The following is a 16,690-nucleotide window of genomic DNA, read 5'->3' on the forward strand; positions in this document are numbered from 1 at the left end:
CCCGCCTGCTCCTCGCTGCCGCCTGCCTGCTCACGCTGGTGGGCTGCTCGAGCCTGTCCGGGACCGGCGACAAGGGCTACATCACCGGGACCGGTGTCCCCACCGAGGTGAAGGCCGTCGACCGCGGCGACCCGGTGGAGCTGGCCGGCGAGGACCTCGACGGAGAGGAGATCGACCTGGCGGACCTGCGCGGCAAGCCGGTGGTCGTCAACGTCTGGGCGTCGTGGTGCCCGCCGTGCATCAGCGAGCAGCCCGACCTCAACGAGGCGGCGGCCGAGCTGGGCGACGACGTCGAGTTCGTCGGCCTCAACATCCGCGACGCGTCGACCGACGACGCCAAGGCGTTCGTCCGCGACCTCGAGGTGCCCTACGGCTCGATCTACTCCGCCGACGGGGCCGCGCTGCTGCCGTTCGCCGGCACGCTGACGCCGCGCTCGATCCCGAGCACGGTCGTGCTCGACGGCGAGGGGCGCATCGCCGCGTCGGTCAACGGCCGGATCCCGACCACCCAGACGCTGGTGTCGATGGTCGAGGCGGTGCTCGGTGAGTGACTGGTTCCAGGAGACCGCGCTCTCCGGGTCGATGGTCCTCGCGCTGCCGGTGGCGCTCGCGGCCGGCCTGATCTCGTTCTTCAGCCCCTGCGTCATCCCGCTGCTGCCGGGCTACCTGTCCTACGCCACCGGGATCTCGGGCGGCGACCTCGACCAGGCGCGCCGCAGCCGGATGGTGCTCGGGGCGACGCTGTTCGTCCTCGGCTTCTCCGTGGTGTTCGTGCTGCTCGGCAGCCTGACCGGAGCCGCCGGGGCGTGGTTGTTCACCCACACCCGGCAGCTCAACCTCGTGCTCGGCATCATCACGATCCTGCTCGGCATCGCGTTCCTCGGCGCGTTCGGCTTCCTCCAGCGCGACTGGCGCATCCACAAGGTGCCCGCCGTCGGGCTCGCCGCGGCTCCGCTGCTCGGCTTCCTCTTCGGGGTCGGCTGGACACCCTGCGTGGGCCCGACCCTCGCCGCGATCAACGTGCTGTCGGTCAACGAGGCGACGGCCGGCCGCGGCGCGCTGCTGTCCGCGGTCTTCGCCCTCGGCCTCGGGCTGCCGTTCATCGCGGCCGCGCTGGCGTACCGCCGCATGCTCGGCGCCTTCGCCGTCATCCGTCGCCACCAGGCGCTCGTCGTACGCCTCGGCGGGGCGATGATGATCGTGGTCGGCCTGCTGCTCGTCACCGGCTGGTGGGACCGCATCGTGCAGTGGCTGCAGCTGCAGGTCGTCCAGGGATTCACGGTGCCGGTGTGACCGACCTCCAGCCCGACCTGCAGCGCGACCTGGGGAAGCGCCCGTCCGACGACCGCCAGGCCACGCCCCTCCCCAACGACCTCACGGCGCGCGAGCTCGGTCGCTGGACGTGGCGGCAGCTGACCTCCATGCGCACCGCGCTCGTGCTGCTCCTGCTGCTGGCGCTCGCCGCGATCCCGGGGTCGGTGATCCCGCAGGAGAACATCGACTCGCTGGCGGTCTCGCAGTGGCGCGACGACCACCCGCGGCTGGCGCCGATCTGGGACCGGCTCGACCTCTTCTCGGTCTACGGCTCGGTGTGGTTCTCCGCGATCTACATCCTGCTGATGGTCTCGCTGGTCGGCTGCATCATCCCGCGCCTGTTCGTGTACGCCCGCGCGCTGCGGGCACGTCCGCCGAGGGCGCCCCGCCACCTGACCCGGCTGCCGGAGAGCACGTCGTACACCACCGACGTGGCCCCCGAGGTCGTGCTCACCCGCGCCGACGACGTGCTGCGCACGAAGCGGTTCCGCGTCGCCGCGGGGGACGACTCGGTCGACGCGGAGCGCGGCTACCTCCGCGAGGCGGGCAACCTGGTCTTCCACCTCGCCGTCATCGTCGTGCTCGTCGGCGTCGCCGCCGGCAGCCTGTTCGGCTACAAGGGCGGCGTCATCATGCTCAACGGCGAGGACTACGGCTTCTCCAACAACCTCACCCAGTACGACGACTTCGCGCCCGGGTCGCTGTTCGACCCCGACGTGATGGAGCCCTTCTCCTTCAGCATCACCGACTTCGAGGTCGACTGGCTGACCGAGGGCGACCGGGCCGGGATGGCGCGCGAGTTCGTCGCCAAGCTGGCCTACGAGACCGAGCCGGGTGGGGAGACGAAGACCTACGACCTCAAGGTCAACCACCCGCTCACCATCGGCGGCACCGACATCTTCCTCATCGGCCACGGCTACGCGCCCGTCATCACGATCCGCGACGGCGAGGGCAACGTCACCAAGAGCGGGCCGGTGGTGTTCCTGCCGATCAACGGCCAGACGTTCGAGTCCTTCGGGGTGGTCAAGGCGCCGTTCGCGAAGCCCGGGCAGATCGGCCTCGAGGGCACCTTCTACCCGACCTTCGCCATGGGCCGCGACGCCGACGGCAACCTCACGATGCCGGCGTCGCTCTTCGGCGAGGCGCTCGACCCGCTGGTCTCGCTGAGCCTGTGGACCGGCGACATCGGGGTCGACGACGGCAGCGCCCAGTCGGTCTACGTCCTCGACAAGGCCGAGGCCACCCAGGTGGTGAAGGACGACGGGCAGCCGTTCCGGATGGACCTGCGGCCCGGTGAGAGCGTCACGCTGCCCGACGGCCTCGGCACGGTGACCTTCGACGGTCTCCAGCGGTGGAACAAGATCCAGATCAGCCGCAGCCCCGGCTCGCTGGTCGCCCTCGGCGGCGTCGTCGTCGCCCTCATCGGCCTGCTCGGCTCCCTCTTCGTACGCCCGCGACGGATGTGGGTGCGTGCGCGTCGGCAGGACGACGGCACCACGCTCGTCGAGGTCGCCCGCCTCGACCGGTCGTCCGGCGGTGACCCGGAGGACGGCGCGGCGGAGCTCGAGGCGGTCGTGGCCGCCTTGCAGGAAGACACGGACACCCGGACGGACAGCAACAGGAAGGACGAGTCGTGAGCGACAAATGGTGGGAGGTGTTCAGCTACGAGGCCGTCATCGGCGCCGCGGTGCTCTACTTCCTCGCGATGCTGGCCTACTTCTTCGAGCTGGCGAGCCTGCGCACGGCGAGCCGGACGAGCGAGCTCGCGACGGTCGGCGCCTCCGCCGGAGTCCCCGGCGGTGCGGGCGCGGCCGACGGCGACGTCGACGTCGAGGGTCCGAGCCGCCGCAGCGAGGTGGCGGGGCGTCTGGGGCTCGTGCTGACGGCCTTCGCGGTCGTGGTCCACCTCGTCGCGCTCGTCGCGCGCGGGCTGGCCGCCGATCCCGACCGGGTGCCGTGGGGCAACATGTACGAGTTCACGATCTCCGGGACGTTCGTGGTCGCGCTGATCTTCGTGCTCGCGACGTTCCGCATCGACATCGAGTGGCTCGGCCCGCTCGTCACGACCTTCGTCGTGGCGGCGCTGATGGCCGCGTTCCTCGCCCTCGACGACGCCGTCCTCCCGCTCCCGGACGCCCTGAACTCACCGTGGCTGGTGATCCACGTCGTCTCGGCGGTGATCTCGACGGGCGCCTTCACCATCGGCGCACTGCTCTCGGTCCTCTACCTCGTCAAGGCCCGCTCGGCGAACCCCACCGGCTACCTCGCCCGCATCCCCGACCTCAAGGTCCTCGACCGCCTGTCCTACCGGATGCACGCCTTCGGCTTCCCGGTGTGGACCTTCGCCGTCCTCATCACCGGGCCGATCTGGGCGCACCAGGCGTGGGGCGCCTACTGGAACTGGGACCCCAAGGAGGTGTGGGCCTTCATCACCTGGGTGGTCTACGCCGCCTACCTGCACGCCCGCGCGACGGCGGGCTGGCGCGGGCGCAACGCGGCGCTGCTCGCCCTGGTCGGTGCCGCGACGCTGTGGTTCAACTTCATCGGCATCAACTTCTTCAGCTCCTCCAGCCAGCACTCCTACGCGGAGGGTGCCGCGCAGGAGCGCTCAGTCGTCCTCCGGCTTGCGGGGCCGGTCGAGACCGCTCAGGAAGTCGGGGTCGTCGTCGGGGCCGATGACGCGCGGGCGTGACGACGAACCCCCGTCGAGGCGCCGCAGCGTGAGCTTGACCAGGAGCCACACGACGAAGGCGATCGCAGCCACGACGAGCAGGACCTTCAGCATTCCTCCAATGTAGTAGGGCGGGCCTAGGCTGGAGCCGTGAAGGAGTTCGTCGTCTACACCGTCATGCGGATCGTGCTGTTCCTGGCGTCGTTCGGCATCGTCGTGGGCATCATGGCGCTGGCCTTCGACGGTCGCTACAACCTGTTCTGGTCGGTCGTCCTCGCGTTCCTGATCTCCGGCATCGCGTCCTACTTCGTGCTCAACCGCCAGCGCGAGGCCTTCGCGCAGCGCGTCGAGTCGCGCGCCGCGAAGGCGTCCGCGGCCTTCGAGGAGCGCAAGGCGCGCGAGGACCGCGACTAGCGCTCAGAAGCCGGTGAGGCTGTACGGCGGGTCGGCCAGGTCGGCCATCGCCGCGAACCGGCGTACGTCCTCGTCGTCGCCCTGGACGCGGCCCGCGCGGCGCAGGTGGGACACCGGCACGGCGCTGAGGTGGAGCGAGCCGAGCGTCTCCGCGCTGACCCGCACCTGCGGCGCGCGGTCGGTCGGCCCGACCGTCGCGACGCCGTCGGCGGTGGTCACCTCGAACGTCCCGTCGGCGTGCCCCTGCGCGTCGTCGACCGCGAGCACGACGGTGCCGTCCGCCGCCCACGGGCGCGCCTCGAGGGCGCGAGGGACGTCGAGGACGCGCAGCCACAGGAAGTGGCGGTTGGCGGTGAGCTTGAGCCGGTCGGGGTCGACCAGCGCCCACCGCAGCGGGTCGTCGGGGTGGGCGAGGTTGAACGAGACCGTCCGCACGCGGTCGGTGTGCGCCAGGAACGACCACAGCCCGAGCTGGGCGGCGGTGGTGAGCGCGATCATCTCGCTCACCTTGAGCGTGTAGTCCTCCGCCCAGGCGTACAGCACGAACCCGTCGACGACGCCGTCGGCGCCGAGGTGCACGGCACCGCGCAGCTTGTCGTTGGTGCCGCGGCCGTCGAAGTCGTAGGCGCCGGTGTGGATGTCCTCGTACTGCGCCGGCCACTCGACCGACCCGCGCTGACGCGCGTGGAAGGTGTCGAAGACGCGCTTCACGTGGGGCCAGGCGTCGGCCGGCTCGACGAGCTCGACGCGGCCGTCGTCGTCGTACGGGCGCAGCGCGAACCCGGGGGTGGTGTCGAGCTCCACGGTCTGGTTGAAGGTCGCCGGGCCGAAGCCCCAGCGGCCGTAGATCGTCGCCTCCGACGCGGTCAGCGCGGCCATCGGCACGCCCTGCGCGACCGCGTCGGCGAGGTCGTCCTCGACCAGTCGGCGCAGCAGCCCGCGCCGGCGGTGGGTGGCACTGGTGGTGACGTCGGTGATCATCCGCAGCGGCAGCAGCCCACGCCCGGCGTTGAGGGTCTTGTCGAGGCTGGCGTAGGTCGCGACGGGCATGGGGCCGGCGCCGAACTCGCCCTCGGGGAGCCACGCGCCGCGGACGACCACGCGGTCGGCGCGGTAGTGGGAGACCCAGCGGTCGACGAGCCCGTCGTCGGGACGCGGGTCACGGAAGCCGCGCAGGACGGCTCCGACCCACCCGCGACGGCGGGCGGCCGCAGCGTCGGACTCGTCGGAGAGGTCGAGGATCGCGAAGTCGTAGTCCACGCGGTCACGCTAGTGAGCGCGGCTCGTGCCGCACCACGGGTTATCCGAGCACGAGCAGTGGCGCGGCGACCAGCACCGACCAGATGAGCTCCGCGGCGCCGGTGGCCGCGAGCACGGGGACCAGGGCGGGCCCGGCGGCCCCCTGCAGGACCGAACGCGCCGGCGGTACGGCGCGGGCCAGGAAGCCGAGCCCGACCAGCGCCCACCACGTGGTGGCCGCGCCGACGGCGACGACCGCCGCCGCGGCGACCAGCACGAGGAAGGCGTAGAGGTAGCGGGTGCGCTCGTCGCCGAGGCGTACGGCGAGGGTCCGCTTGCCGGCGACGGTGTCTGTCGGGATGTCGCGCAGGTTGTTGGCCACCAGGATCGCGCAGGCGAGCGAGCCGATGCCGACGCCCGCGTAGAGGGCGGCCCACTCCCACGTGCCGGTCTGCACGTAGGTCGTGCCGATCACGGCGACGAGGCCGAAGAAGACGAAGACCATCACCTCGCCGAGCCCGAGGTAGCCGTAGGGCTTCTCGCCGCCGGTGTAGAACCAGGCGGCGACGACGCACACGAGGCCGACGGCGACCAGCCACCAGGCGGTGGTCGCCGCGAGGACGAGGCCGGCGACCCCGGCCACGCCGAACGCCGCGAACGCGGCCGCCCTGACCGCCCCGGGCGTCGCGCGGCCCGAGCCGACGAGGCGCATCGGGCCGACGCGGTCGGCGTCGGTGCCGCGGATGCCGTCGGAGTAGTCGTTGGCGTAGTTCACGCCCACCTGGAGGGCGAGGCTGACGACCAGCGCGAGCAGCGCCTTCCACCACACGGCCTGGTCGGCGTACGCCGCGACGCCGGTGCCGGCCAGCACGGGGGCGACCGCGGCGGGGAGGGTGCGGGGCCGGGCGCCGGCCAGCCAGTCAGCGGTGGAGGTCACCGGTGGATTCTGGCAGTGGCGCGTCCGGGTCGAGCATCGAGGGCGGTCCGGCCGCTGCCGCCTCCTCCGGCTCCGGGGCGCCGGCCCGGGCGTCCGCGAGGACGTCGGCGGGCACGTGCTGCTCGAGGTAGCGACGCCCGGCGTGTGCCGCGACGTGGAGCCCGGCCGCCCCGGCGGTGACGATGGCGGCGATCGTGAGCCAGCCGAAGGCGCCCCACTCCATCGCGAGGAAGCCGTAGACCGCCGGTGCCCAGAACCTCCCCAGGGTGCCGCCGAGCTCCGAGACGCCCTGGTAGTCGCCGCGGCGCCGCGGGTCCATCAGCTCCGCCTCGAGGGTCCACCCCGATGCCGACAGGAAGAGCTCGGCCCAGGTGAGGACGACGTGGCCGAGGAAGAACAGCACGATGGTGATCCAGCCGACCGTCTCGTGCGTGGCCAGCGTGATCAGGCAGGTGAGGACGAAGAAGAGGGTGGACAGCCGCACCGCCCGCAGCGCCGTGCTGATGTCACGGATGCCGCGCGAGGCCAGCCGCGGCAGCACGATGCACATGACGGTGTTGGTGCCGAAGAGGATCGCGACGAGCACCTTGGGCGCGTCGGTCTCGGTCACCAGCCAGACCGGGATCACGGTGTGCAGCAGCACCTGGTTCGTCCACATGACCCCGGTGAACGTGGTCACCGCGATCCAGGCGCGGTTGCGGATCGCGGGGATGCCCTCGGGCTTGGCGCGCGGCTCGCTGCTGCGGATGTCGTGGCTGGCGTCGGGCAACCGGAGGATGGCTGCGCTGTTGGCCATGAACAGCACCGCGCTCAGGACCGGCGCCCAGCGGAGCACGTCGGTGCCGAAGGCGATGGCACCCGCGCCGAGGAACGCGCCGACGCTGAAGCCGACGTTGAGCGCGGAGTACATGTAGGCCCGGGACTCGACCCGCTCCGCCGCCGGCAGGACGTCGATGACGTAGGCGCCGTGGGCCGTCCCGCCGAGCGTGCCCGCGACCTCCATGACCACCGCCAGCGCGACGTACTCGGGGAAGCTGTCGATGAACGGCCACGCCAGGAACAGCGCGCCCTGCAGGATCGCACTCAGCGACCACATGCGCTTGGGGCCGAACCGGTCGACCAGCTTGCCCATGGGGACCGCGACCACGAAGCTCGCGATCGCGGCGATCGTGAGGCCGATGCCGACCTGGCCCAGCGACAGCCCGACCACGAGGGTGAAGAACACCGCCGAACCGGCCAGGAACGTGCCGTCGCCAGAAGCGAAGATCAGGGACTGCAGCGAGAGCCGACCTGCCAGGACGGACGGGGGAGTGGCGTAGTTCTTGAGGGCGGTGAGCATCGCCGACCATCCTCCCCCGCCGGACCGACCCTCGTCCTGTCATTAACGGGTGACCCTGCTCTCGGGCACTGCTCCTTGCCACGACCGCCGCACGTGTCCGAGATACGGCCCTCGGAACGGTCGGGCGGGGGCCACGACCGCCGCACGTGTCCGAGATGTGGCCCTCGGATCGGTCGGGCGGGAGCCAGAACCGCCGCACGTGTCCGAGATGTGGCCCTCGGATCGGTCGGGCGGGGGCCAGAACCGCCGCACGTGTCCGAGATGTGGCCCCCGCTGGGCCTAGAGCGAGATGACCACGCCCGCGATCGCGGCGTTGGCCAGGTTCGCGAGGGCGCCGGCGAGGAGCGCGCGCAGGCCGAGCTGCGCCACGACGCCGCGCCGCTCGGGCAGGAGGGAGCCGAGGGTGCCGATCTGGATCGCGATGGAGCTGAAGTTGGCGAAGCCGGCGAGCGCGAAGGTGACGACCGCGACGGTGACGGGGGACAGGCCGTCGACCTCGGGGCCGAAGCTGGCGAAGGCGACGAACTCGTTGAGCACGGTCTTCTCGCCGATCCACGAGCCCGCCTGGACGGCCTCGGACCACGGCACCCCGAGCAGCCAGGCGAGGGGCGCGAGGACCCAGCCGAGGATGCCCTCGAAGCTCAGGTCGTCCACCCCGACCCACGAGCCCACGGCGGCGAGGATGCCGTCGGCGAGGGCGATGAGGGCGATGAACGCGATCAGCAGGCCGCCGACGGTCACGGCGATCTTCCCCCCGGCCAGCGCACCGCGGCCGATGGCGTCGATGACGTTGGAGGAGTCCTCGTCGCGGACGGAACGCACGTCGACCTCGTCCTCGGCGTCCACCGGCGTCGCACCCTCGAGCTCGTCGTCCTCGGGGGTCGAGTCCGGCCACATGACCTTGGCCATCAGCAGCGAGGCGGGGGCGTTCATCACGGTCGCGGCGAGGAGGTACTCCAGCGGCGCCCCGAGCAGCGAGTAGCCGACCAGCGTGGAGCCGGCAGCGGCCGCGAAGCCGGCCGTCATGATCGTGAAGAGCTGTCCGCGGCGCAGCGACCTCAGGTAGGGCGCGATCATCAGCGGCGCCTCGCTCTGGCCGAGGAAGATGACGGTCGCGCCGTACATCGACTCGACCTTGCTGATCCCGAGGAGCCGGGACAGGGCCCCGCCCAGCAGCCAGGTGGCCCACTGCACCACGCGCAGGTAGTAGAGCAGCCCGATCAGCGCGCCGAGGAAGATGATCACCGGGAGCACCTGGAGCGCGAAGATGGTCGAGTCCTCGTCGCCCACCTCCAGCAGCGGGCCGAACACGAACGCGGTGCCCTCGTCGGCGTACCCGATCAGCGTGGCCACGCGGTCCGACACCCACTCGAGCGCGGCCTTGCCGGGGCCCCAGCGCAGCACGAGGGCGGCGAAGCCGACCTGCAGCGCGAGTGCGACACCGACCGTGCGCCACGAGATGCCGCGCCGGTGCCTGGACAGCGCCACGGCGACGAGCAGGAGCAGGGCCAGGCCGAGGATCCCGCGCAGGTCGGCCATCACGCCCCCGGCACGACCCGCATGTCGCGGTCGGCGCCGCCGTCGAGCGCTCGCAGCGCCTCGGCGTACGCCTCGCTGTCGTGGGCCGCCACGGCCGCCTCGACCGACGGGAACTCGATGACGACGGTGCGGGTCGCCTCGCCCTTCTCGAAGGTCGCCTCGGGCATGCCGCGCACGAGGAACCTGCCCCCGGCGGCGGTCAGCGCGGGTCCGGCGATCGCGGCGTACGCGGCCACCTTCTCGGGGTCGTGGACGGCCTTGTAGGTGGTGATCCAGTACGCGGTCATGACGCCGAGACTACGACGCGGACCGGGCGGCCATCGCGCTCGTCGTGCCGGAGCGTCTACGGTTCGTCCCGTGAGCTTCCTGCGGCCCTCCGACGAGCCCGCGGTGGCGGTCCGGCAGCTCGCAGGGTGGCTCGAGGGCACCGACCCCGACCCCCTGCTGATCGAGACCTCCGGATCCACCGGGGTGCCCAAGGGCGTCGTGCTCCCGCGTCGTGCCGTCCTCGCGAGCGTCGAGGCCTCGGCCCGGCGGCTCGGCGCGACCGGGCGGTGGCTCCTCACGCTCCCCTCGTCCTACGTGGCGGGCGTGCAGGTCGTCGTCCGGTCCCTGATCGCCGGTCACGAGCCGGTCGTCGTCGAGGGCCTCGACATCGCCCGCGCCGTCGCCGCGGACCGCACCGGCACCCCGACCTTCGTCTCCCTCGTCCCGACCCAGCTGCACCGGATCATGGCCGACCCCGACCAGCTCGCGGCCCTCGCCCGCTGCCACACCGTCCTCGTGGGCGGCGCCGGCCTCGACGCCGGCCTGCGCGAGCGCGCGCAGGCCCACGGCGTCCACGTCGTCGCCACCTACGGGTCGTCGGAGACCGCGGGCGGCTGCGTGTACGACGGGCTGCCACTGGACGGCGTCGCCGTCACGCTGGGCGCCGCCGGCCGGATCCGCATCGCCGGGCCCACGCTGTTCAGCCACTACGCCGGCGACCCGGGGCTCACCGCCGAGACGGTCGTCGACGGCTGGTTCCTCACCTCCGACGCCGGGCGCTTCGACGCCGACGGCCGCCTGCAGGTCCTCGGCCGGGTCGACGACGTCGTCATCAGCGGGGGAGTGAAGATCCCGCTGCCCGTCGTCGCCGCGCGGCTGCGCGAGCACCTCCTCGTCCAGGACGCGGAGGTCTTCGGGGTCCCGGACCCCGAGTGGGGCCAGCGGCTCGTCGCGGTCGTGGTCGGCGGTGCGCGCGACGCCGAGCTGCGCGACTGGGTCAGCCTGGTCCACCCGCGCTCGTGGGCGCCGCGCGAGTTCCGCCGGGTCGACCGCCTCCCCCTGCTGCCCAACGGCAAGGTCGACCGGAGGGCGATCCAGGCGTCCCTCTAGGCATCGGGCAATGGGGATCGGGCAGGCTTCGCACCATGCACGTCTTCTCGATCCCGCTGCGCACGAGGTTCCGCGGCATCACGGTCCGCGAGGGCGTCCTGCTGCGCGGCGGCGCGGGCTGGGGCGAGTGGTCGCCGTTCCTGGAGTACGACGACGCCGTCTCGACGCCGTGGCTGGCCTGCGCGCACGAGGCGGCCGACATCGGCTGGCCCGAGCCGCTGCGCGACCGCGTGCCGGTCAACGTCACGGTCCCCGCGACCGACCCCGAGCACGCGCACGCGATCGTGACCGCCGGGGGCTGCCGTACGGCCAAGGTCAAGGTGGCCGAGCGCGGCCAGGTGCTGGCCGACGACGTCGCCCGCGTCGAGGCCGTGCGGGACGCGCTCGGCCCGGACGGCCTCGTGCGGGTCGACGCCAACGGGGCCTGGGACGTGGACGAGGCGGTGCGCGCGATCGCCGCGATCGACCGGGCGGCCGGCGGGCTGGAGTACGTCGAGCAGCCCGTCATGGACGTCGAGGACCTCGCCGTCGTCCGGCGCCGCGTGGACGTCCCGATCGCCGCGGACGAGTCGATCAGGCGGGCCGAGGACCCCTACCGGGTGCGCGACCTCGAGGCCGCCGACGTGGCGGTGCTCAAGGTGCAGCCGCTGGGGGGCGTACGCGCGTGCCTGCGCATCGCGGAGGACATCGGCCTGCCGGTGGTGGTCTCCAGCGCCGTCGAGTCGAGCGTCGGGATCGCCGCGGGCGTCGCGCTCGCGGCGGCGCTCCCCGAGCTGCACCACGCCTGCGGCCTGGCCACGGTCCAGCTGCTCGCCGACGACGTCGCCGCGTCGCCGCTGCTGCCGGTCGACGGGATGCTGCCCGTCGGTGCGGTGGAGGTGGACGCGGCCGCCCTCGAGCGGCTCGCGGCCCCGGCCGACCGCGCGGCGCACTGGCGCGACCGGCTCGCGTCCGTAGGGCAGGATCGGACCTCGTGACGAACCCCTCCACCACGCTCGCCCGCACCGCTGTCACCGCGCTCCGCGGGGCGGGCGTGCGCGAGGTGGTGGTCGCGCCGGGCTCGCGCAACGCGCCGCTGTCCTTCGCGTTGTACGACGCGGCGCGCGCCGGTGGCGTACGCCTCCACACGCGCATGGACGAGCGCACGGCGGGCTTCCTGGCGCTCGGCATGGCCAAGGTCGGCAACCGCGCCGTCGCTGTCACGTGCACCTCGGGCACCGCGGTGGCGAACCTGTTCCCCGCGGTGGTCGAGGCGGCGCACTCCGGGGTGCCGCTGGTCGTGGTGACCGCCGACCGACCGGCCCGGCTGCGTGGCACGGGCGCCAACCAGACCACCGACCAGGTGGGGATCTTCGGCCGCTTCGCCCCCACCATGGACGTCGCCTCGCCCGACCTCGACGCCCTGCTGGAGTTCCTCCGGCAGCACCCGCCGCGCCCGCTGCACCTCAACGTGCAGCTCGACGAGCCGCTGCTCCCCGACGACGGGGGCTGGGACGGGGGAGAGGTGCCGACGTGGGCCGTGCCCGCCGTCGGTGCGCCGATGGAGCGGCTGGTGCTCGATCCCGGCCCGCGCACCGTGGTGGTCGCCGGCGACGACGCCGGACCGCCGGCCCGGGTGCTCGCCGAGCAGGCGGGCTGGCCGCTGCTGGCCGAGCCGTCGAGCGGCTGTCGCACGGGCGACAGCGTGGTGCGCACCTACCGGCTGCTGCTCGACGGCGAGCTGGGCCGGCAGGTCGAGCGTGTCGTCGTCCAGGGCCACCCGACCCTGTCGCGGCCCGTGTCCCGGCTGCTCGGTCGCGCCGACGTCGAGGTGGTCTCGGTGCGTCCCCGGGGGATGTGGCCCGACCGGCCGTTCCCCGTGGCGCACGAGGTCGACCAGGTCGGCGTGTCCGGCCCGGACGACCCGTGGTGGGCCGCAGCGTGGCGCGAGGCCGACGCCGCGACCTCGCGCGAGCTCGACCGGCTGCTGCGGGCCGAGCCCGACCTGACGCCGTACGAGGTGGCGGGCGCGGTGAGCCGGGCGGTGCCGCGCCGCGGGCTGCTCGTGGTGGGCGCCTCCAACCCCATCCGCGACCTCGACCTGATGGTCGCCCGCTACGAGGTCGGTGGGCGCCGCAAGGTGATCGCCAACCGCGGGCTGGCCGGCATCGACGGCACCACCAGCACGGCCATCGGGGCCGCGCTGGGCAGGCCGCAGTCGTCGCGGGCGATCGCGCTGATGGGCGACGTGACGTTCCTGCACGACACCACGGGGCTCTTCCTCGGACCGCGCGAGGCGCGCCCGGACCTCACCATCGTCGTGGTCAACGACGACGGCGGGTCGATCTTCGCCACCCTCGAGCAGGGGTCGCCCGAGCACGCCGAACGCTTCGACACCCTCTTCGGCACGCCCCACGGGGTCGACGTCGCGAGCCTGTGCGCCGCCGCCCGGGTCCCGCACCTCCGGGTCACGAGCCTGCCCGAGCTCGAGCAGGCCCTGACAACGCCGAACGGCGGCCTCGAGGTGATCGAGGCCGCCGTCCGGAGGGACAACCGGCGCGAGCTGGACGCTCGCATCCGGGCACTGGTCTGAATCAGGAGACCGGGGTCTCCCAGACCTTCACCCAGTCGACGTCCATGCTCTGCGGGAGCTTGGAGTCCTTCATCTCCAGGGCCTCGTAGTCCGAGGCGAGCATGCTGAGGATGAGGTACTGCTGGGCCTTCGAGACGCGGGCCGAGGTGCGCCAGCTCTCCTTGCCGTCGATGTACATCGTGATGGACTTGGGCGTCCACTGCACCGAGAAGACGTGGTAGTTCTTCGACCAGCCGTCGCGCTTGTTCTTGAGGAACGACTTCGAGTCCTTGATCCACGAGCCGGTCTTGATGAGGCGCTTGCCCTTGTACCAGTGGATGAAGCTCGTCAGGCCGCCCTGCGGGTGCTTGTCGCCGAAGTACTCGATGACGTCGATCTCGTGGCCGTCGCTGCCCGGCTTGTTCTCACCGATGGGCTGCATCCAGAAGCTGGCGTGCTGGCCGCGCGACTTCTGCATCTTGATGCGGGCCGCGGCGACGCCGTAGCGGAAGCTGAACGCGTGCGAGGTGCCGACGTGGCCGTTGAGGCGGTAGGCGATCTTCTTCTTCGACTTGCGCGAGGTCGCGGTGCACTTGCCGCTGCGCGACTTGTCCTTGATGACGCTCAGGCGCAGGACGCCGCCGCCGACCTTGGCGGCCTCGGGCGAGCCCTTGGAGCACAGGCGCTTGCTCTGCGGCTCGTAGTCCTGGCCGCGGTGCGCCCAGACCGGGTCGAGCGTGGTGCCGGAGAACTCGTCGGTGAAGGTGGGGGTCAGCCACTTGGCGGTGTCGACCGACGAGCTCGAGGTCTTCTTCAGACCCTTGAAGCTCATCGCCGTCACGCGGTAGGTGAGGGGCTGGCCGGCCTGGGACACGTTGGCGCGGAAGTGGACGCGGCCCTTCTTGTCCTGCTTGGCGGTGCCCACCTTCTTCCACTTCGAGCCCTGCTGCAGCTCGAGGACGACCTTGCGGCCGACCTTGACCGGCTTGATGGTGGCGTTGACGACGCCCTTGGCCGCGGTCGAGCTGGCGGGGCGCTTGCCCTGCTGGCTGATCTGCGGCAGGACCTCGAGCGAGATCTTCTGCTTCGCCTTCTTGGTCAGGGCCTGGGACTTCGCGGCAACGGACGAGGGGTCCGTGGCCGAGCCGGTCTCGGTCGTCAGGAGCAGGGACGCGGGCAGGAGCAGCGCGGCGACGCTGCCTGCGAGCACGCGGCGTGCAGAAGACATGGGAACTCTCTTCGTCTCGGGTGCGATTGGTGTTTCCCCCTGGGCACTCCACCCGTCGGAGGCCGGACCACCATAACTGCGCGGTCCCACCGAACCCGATTCGACAGGCCTAGGCTGCCTGTCATGCGCATCACCAAGTTCGGGCACGCGTGCGTCCGCATCCAGGGCGACGGCGGCGGTGTCGTCGTCCTCGACCCGGGCAGCTTCAGCGAGGCGGAGGCGCTCGACGGCGCCGACGCGGTCCTCATCACCCACGAGCACGCCGACCACGTCCACCCCGACCACCTGCGCACCTGCGACGCCCCGATCTGGACGATCGCCGCGGTCGAGCGGATGCTGCGCGCCGAGGCGCCGGACGTGGCCGAGCGGGTCACGGTCGTACGCCCGGGCGACCGGCTCGACGTCGCGGGGACGGCCGTCGAGGTGGTCGGCGAGAAGCACGCCGTGATCCACCCCGACTACGACCGCTTCGACAACTCCGGCTACCTGCTGGAGTCCGGGGGGTCGAGCGTCTACCACCCGGGCGACGCGCTGACCGCGCCCCCGCGTGCGGTCGACGTGCTGCTGGCACCGGTGAGCGCCCCCTGGCTCAAGGTGTCCGAGGCCGTCGACTTCGTGCGCGAGGTGGGCGCCCCGACCTCGCTGGGCATCCACGACCGGGTCTACAGCGAGATCGGCGTGACGATGGTGGCCCGCCACATGGAGAACCTGCTGCCGCCGGGCCAGGCCTTCGAGCTCCGCGACCCGGGCAGCGACCTCTAGCAGCGACGTCCAGCAGCGACGTACGGGTCAGCCGGCGCCCAGCGCGTCGCGGACCGGCACGAACTTGGCCTGCGACTCGGCCAGCTCGGCCTCCGGGTCGGAGCTGGCGACGATGCCGCAGCCGGCGAAGAGGCGTACGCCGCCCTCGATGAGCATGGCCGAGCGCAGGGCGATGCCCCACTCGCCGTCACCGGAGGCGTCCATCCACCCGACGGGGCCGGCGTAGCGGTCGCGCGGCATCCCCTCGACCTCCGCGATGAGTCGCGTGGCGGCGGAGGTCGGCGTACCGCCCACGGCGGCCGACGGGTGGAGCGACTCGGCCAGCTGCAGCGACGTGGCCACGTCGTGCACGACGCCGTTGACGTCGGTGGCGAGGTGCATGACGTTGGGCAGGTGGAGGACGAACGGCGCCTCGGGGACGTTCATCGAGGAGCAGTGCGGCTCCAGCGCGTCCGCGACCGAGCGCACGGCGTACTCGTGCTCCTCGAGGTCCTTCGAGGACCGGGCGAGGGTCGCGGCGAGCGCGAGGTCGCGCTCGTCGTCGCCCGTGCGGCGGATCGTGCCGGCCAGCACGCGCGAGGTGACCAGGCCGCGCTCGCGGCGCACCAGCATCTCGGGGGTCGCGCCGAAGAGGCCGTCGACGTGGAAGGTCCAGCACATCTCGTACTGGGCGGCGAGCCGCTGCAGTGGCCACCGCACGTCGATCGGCTCGTCGGTGGTGGCGATGAGGTCGCGCGCGAGGACGACCTTCTCCAGCTCGCCCGACGAGATCCTGCCGACGGCCTCGGCGACGACCGACATCCACTCCTCGCCGTTGCGGGCGCCGTCGGAGAAGACCAGGCCGACCGGCGGGACCGGCGCCGGCTCCGGGGTCAGGGTGGGGGCCTCCACGGACACGGTCGTGACCCAGGTGCGGTCACCGCGCCGGCCGACGACGACCTGCGGGACCACGAGCACGGAGTCGCCGGGCTCGTCGGCGAACGCGAAGGCGCCGAAGCAGACCAGGCCGGTCCCGGGCTCGCCGACGTGGTCCTCGACCTCGGCGCGGGCGACCGTCTCCGACCACCACTTCACCGCGTCGCTGAACCGGGTGTGCCCCGACGTCTCGAGGCGGGCGGCGACGCCCCAGCCGACCAGTCCCTCGCCGCGACGCAGCCAGCTCACCGGCTCCTGCTGGGGCAGCAGGTCGAGGAGCGGGAGGTCTGCCAGGTCCACGGGGACCGTGCGCACGATCAGCGGCGCGGGGGTCGTCACGAGGGGGGAGCCTACGCCGGGGCGCGGAACGGGCGGGCGAGAGATCGGGCAAACGGCGAACAAGC

The 16,690-nt window shown here is 72.6% G+C and carries 17 protein-coding genes; 9 read left to right on the forward strand and 8 right to left on the reverse strand.

Annotation, left to right across the window (positions count from 1 at the left end):
* The first annotated feature begins 38 nt into the window (after positions 1 to 38).
* Genes F4692_RS10085 through ccsB form a run of 4 tightly spaced genes read left to right on the forward strand, consistent with a single transcriptional unit; the run spans position 39 to position 4,006 of the window.
* Positions 39 to 551 (forward strand): TlpA family protein disulfide reductase, encoded by a 513-nt coding sequence (locus F4692_RS10085; protein WP_308645245.1) that lies wholly within the window; start codon positions 39 to 41, stop codon positions 549 to 551.
* Complete coding sequence (locus F4692_RS10090; protein ID WP_308645246.1) at positions 544 to 1,293, forward strand: cytochrome c biogenesis CcdA family protein; 750 nt, start codon at positions 544 to 546, stop codon at positions 1,291 to 1,293. The genes F4692_RS10085 and F4692_RS10090 overlap by 8 nt, the downstream gene beginning before the upstream one ends.
* Positions 1,290 to 2,951, forward strand: coding sequence for a cytochrome c biogenesis protein ResB (gene resB / locus F4692_RS10095; RefSeq protein ID WP_308645247.1), 1,662 nt, complete (start codon positions 1,290 to 1,292; stop codon positions 2,949 to 2,951). Before F4692_RS10090 ends, resB begins: the two co-directional genes overlap by 4 nt.
* Positions 2,948 to 4,006, forward strand: coding sequence for a c-type cytochrome biogenesis protein CcsB (ccsB, locus tag F4692_RS10100; protein WP_179619529.1), 1,059 nt, complete (start codon positions 2,948 to 2,950; stop codon positions 4,004 to 4,006). Before resB ends, ccsB begins: the two co-directional genes overlap by 4 nt.
* Here the strand turns inward: ccsB and F4692_RS10105 are convergent.
* Positions 3,923 to 4,099 carry a hypothetical protein gene (locus F4692_RS10105; RefSeq protein WP_179619530.1) on the reverse strand — a complete coding sequence of 59 codons (177 nt, stop codon included), beginning with the start codon at positions 4,097 to 4,099 and terminating at the stop codon, positions 3,923 to 3,925. The two genes, ccsB and F4692_RS10105, sit on opposite strands and share 84 nt — an antisense overlap.
* A gap of 36 nt (positions 4,100 to 4,135) precedes the next feature.
* Between F4692_RS10105 and F4692_RS10110 the strand changes: the two genes are divergently transcribed.
* Positions 4,136 to 4,399, forward strand: a complete 264-nt coding sequence (locus F4692_RS10110) for a DUF4229 domain-containing protein (RefSeq protein WP_179619531.1) — start codon at positions 4,136 to 4,138, stop codon at positions 4,397 to 4,399.
* A 3-nt stretch (positions 4,400 to 4,402) separates the two neighbouring features.
* Here the strand turns inward: F4692_RS10110 and F4692_RS10115 are convergent, their stop codons facing one another.
* The 5 genes from F4692_RS10115 to F4692_RS10135 form a co-directional block, all read right to left on the reverse strand.
* A complete protein-coding gene (locus tag F4692_RS10115; protein WP_179619532.1) occupies positions 4,403 to 5,659 on the reverse strand; it encodes a GNAT family N-acetyltransferase in 1,257 nt (418 codons plus the stop codon).
* 40 nt (positions 5,660 to 5,699) lie between these two features.
* Positions 5,700 to 6,575: a 1,4-dihydroxy-2-naphthoate polyprenyltransferase gene (locus tag F4692_RS10120; RefSeq protein ID WP_179619533.1), complete on the reverse strand. Its 876-nt coding sequence runs from the start codon at positions 6,573 to 6,575 to the stop codon at positions 5,700 to 5,702.
* Positions 6,559 to 7,914, reverse strand: coding sequence for an MFS transporter (locus F4692_RS10125; RefSeq protein ID WP_179619534.1), 1,356 nt, complete (start codon positions 7,912 to 7,914; stop codon positions 6,559 to 6,561). The genes F4692_RS10120 and F4692_RS10125 overlap by 17 nt, the downstream gene beginning before the upstream one ends.
* A gap of 279 nt (positions 7,915 to 8,193) precedes the next feature.
* Positions 8,194 to 9,453 (reverse strand): NupC/NupG family nucleoside CNT transporter, encoded by a 1,260-nt coding sequence (locus F4692_RS10130; RefSeq protein WP_179619535.1) that lies wholly within the window; start codon positions 9,451 to 9,453, stop codon positions 8,194 to 8,196.
* Positions 9,453 to 9,740 carry a DUF1330 domain-containing protein gene (locus F4692_RS10135; protein WP_179619536.1) on the reverse strand — a complete coding sequence of 96 codons (288 nt, stop codon included), beginning with the start codon at positions 9,738 to 9,740 and terminating at the stop codon, positions 9,453 to 9,455. Before F4692_RS10135 ends, F4692_RS10130 begins: the two co-directional genes overlap by 1 nt.
* Positions 9,741 to 9,810: 70 nt before the next feature.
* On the opposite strand from F4692_RS10135, the gene F4692_RS10140 reads away from it, so the two are divergent.
* Genes F4692_RS10140 through menD form a run of 3 tightly spaced genes read left to right on the forward strand, consistent with a single transcriptional unit; the run spans position 9,811 to position 13,402 of the window.
* Positions 9,811 to 10,830: an AMP-binding protein gene (locus F4692_RS10140; RefSeq protein ID WP_308645248.1), complete on the forward strand. Its 1,020-nt coding sequence runs from the start codon at positions 9,811 to 9,813 to the stop codon at positions 10,828 to 10,830.
* Positions 10,831 to 10,865: 35 nt separating this feature from the next.
* The gene (locus F4692_RS10145; RefSeq protein WP_179619538.1) at positions 10,866 to 11,807 is read left to right on the forward strand and encodes an o-succinylbenzoate synthase; all 942 of its coding nucleotides are present in this window, start codon (positions 10,866 to 10,868) and stop codon (positions 11,805 to 11,807) included.
* Positions 11,804 to 13,402, forward strand: coding sequence for a 2-succinyl-5-enolpyruvyl-6-hydroxy-3-cyclohexene-1-carboxylic-acid synthase (gene menD, locus F4692_RS10150; protein ID WP_179619539.1), 1,599 nt, complete (start codon positions 11,804 to 11,806; stop codon positions 13,400 to 13,402). Before F4692_RS10145 ends, menD begins: the two co-directional genes overlap by 4 nt.
* Position 13,403: 1 nt before the next feature.
* Here menD and F4692_RS10155 read toward each other — a convergent pair whose 3' ends face one another.
* Positions 13,404 to 14,609: a glycoside hydrolase family 16 protein gene (locus F4692_RS10155; protein WP_179619540.1), complete on the reverse strand. Its 1,206-nt coding sequence runs from the start codon at positions 14,607 to 14,609 to the stop codon at positions 13,404 to 13,406.
* Between the two features lie 123 nt (positions 14,610 to 14,732).
* On the opposite strand from F4692_RS10155, the gene F4692_RS10160 reads away from it, so the two are divergent.
* The gene (locus F4692_RS10160) at positions 14,733 to 15,371 is read left to right on the forward strand and encodes an MBL fold metallo-hydrolase (RefSeq protein WP_179619541.1); all 639 of its coding nucleotides are present in this window, start codon (positions 14,733 to 14,735) and stop codon (positions 15,369 to 15,371) included.
* 27 nt (positions 15,372 to 15,398) lie between these two features.
* On the opposite strand, the gene F4692_RS10165 is transcribed toward F4692_RS10160, so the two are convergent.
* Complete coding sequence (locus F4692_RS10165) at positions 15,399 to 16,625, reverse strand: isochorismate synthase (protein WP_179619542.1); 1,227 nt, start codon at positions 16,623 to 16,625, stop codon at positions 15,399 to 15,401.
* Positions 16,626 to 16,690 lie beyond the last annotated feature (65 nt).

The organism is Nocardioides cavernae, assembly GCF_013410035.1.
Classification (GTDB): domain Bacteria; phylum Actinomycetota; class Actinomycetes; order Propionibacteriales; family Nocardioidaceae; genus Nocardioides; species Nocardioides cavernae_A.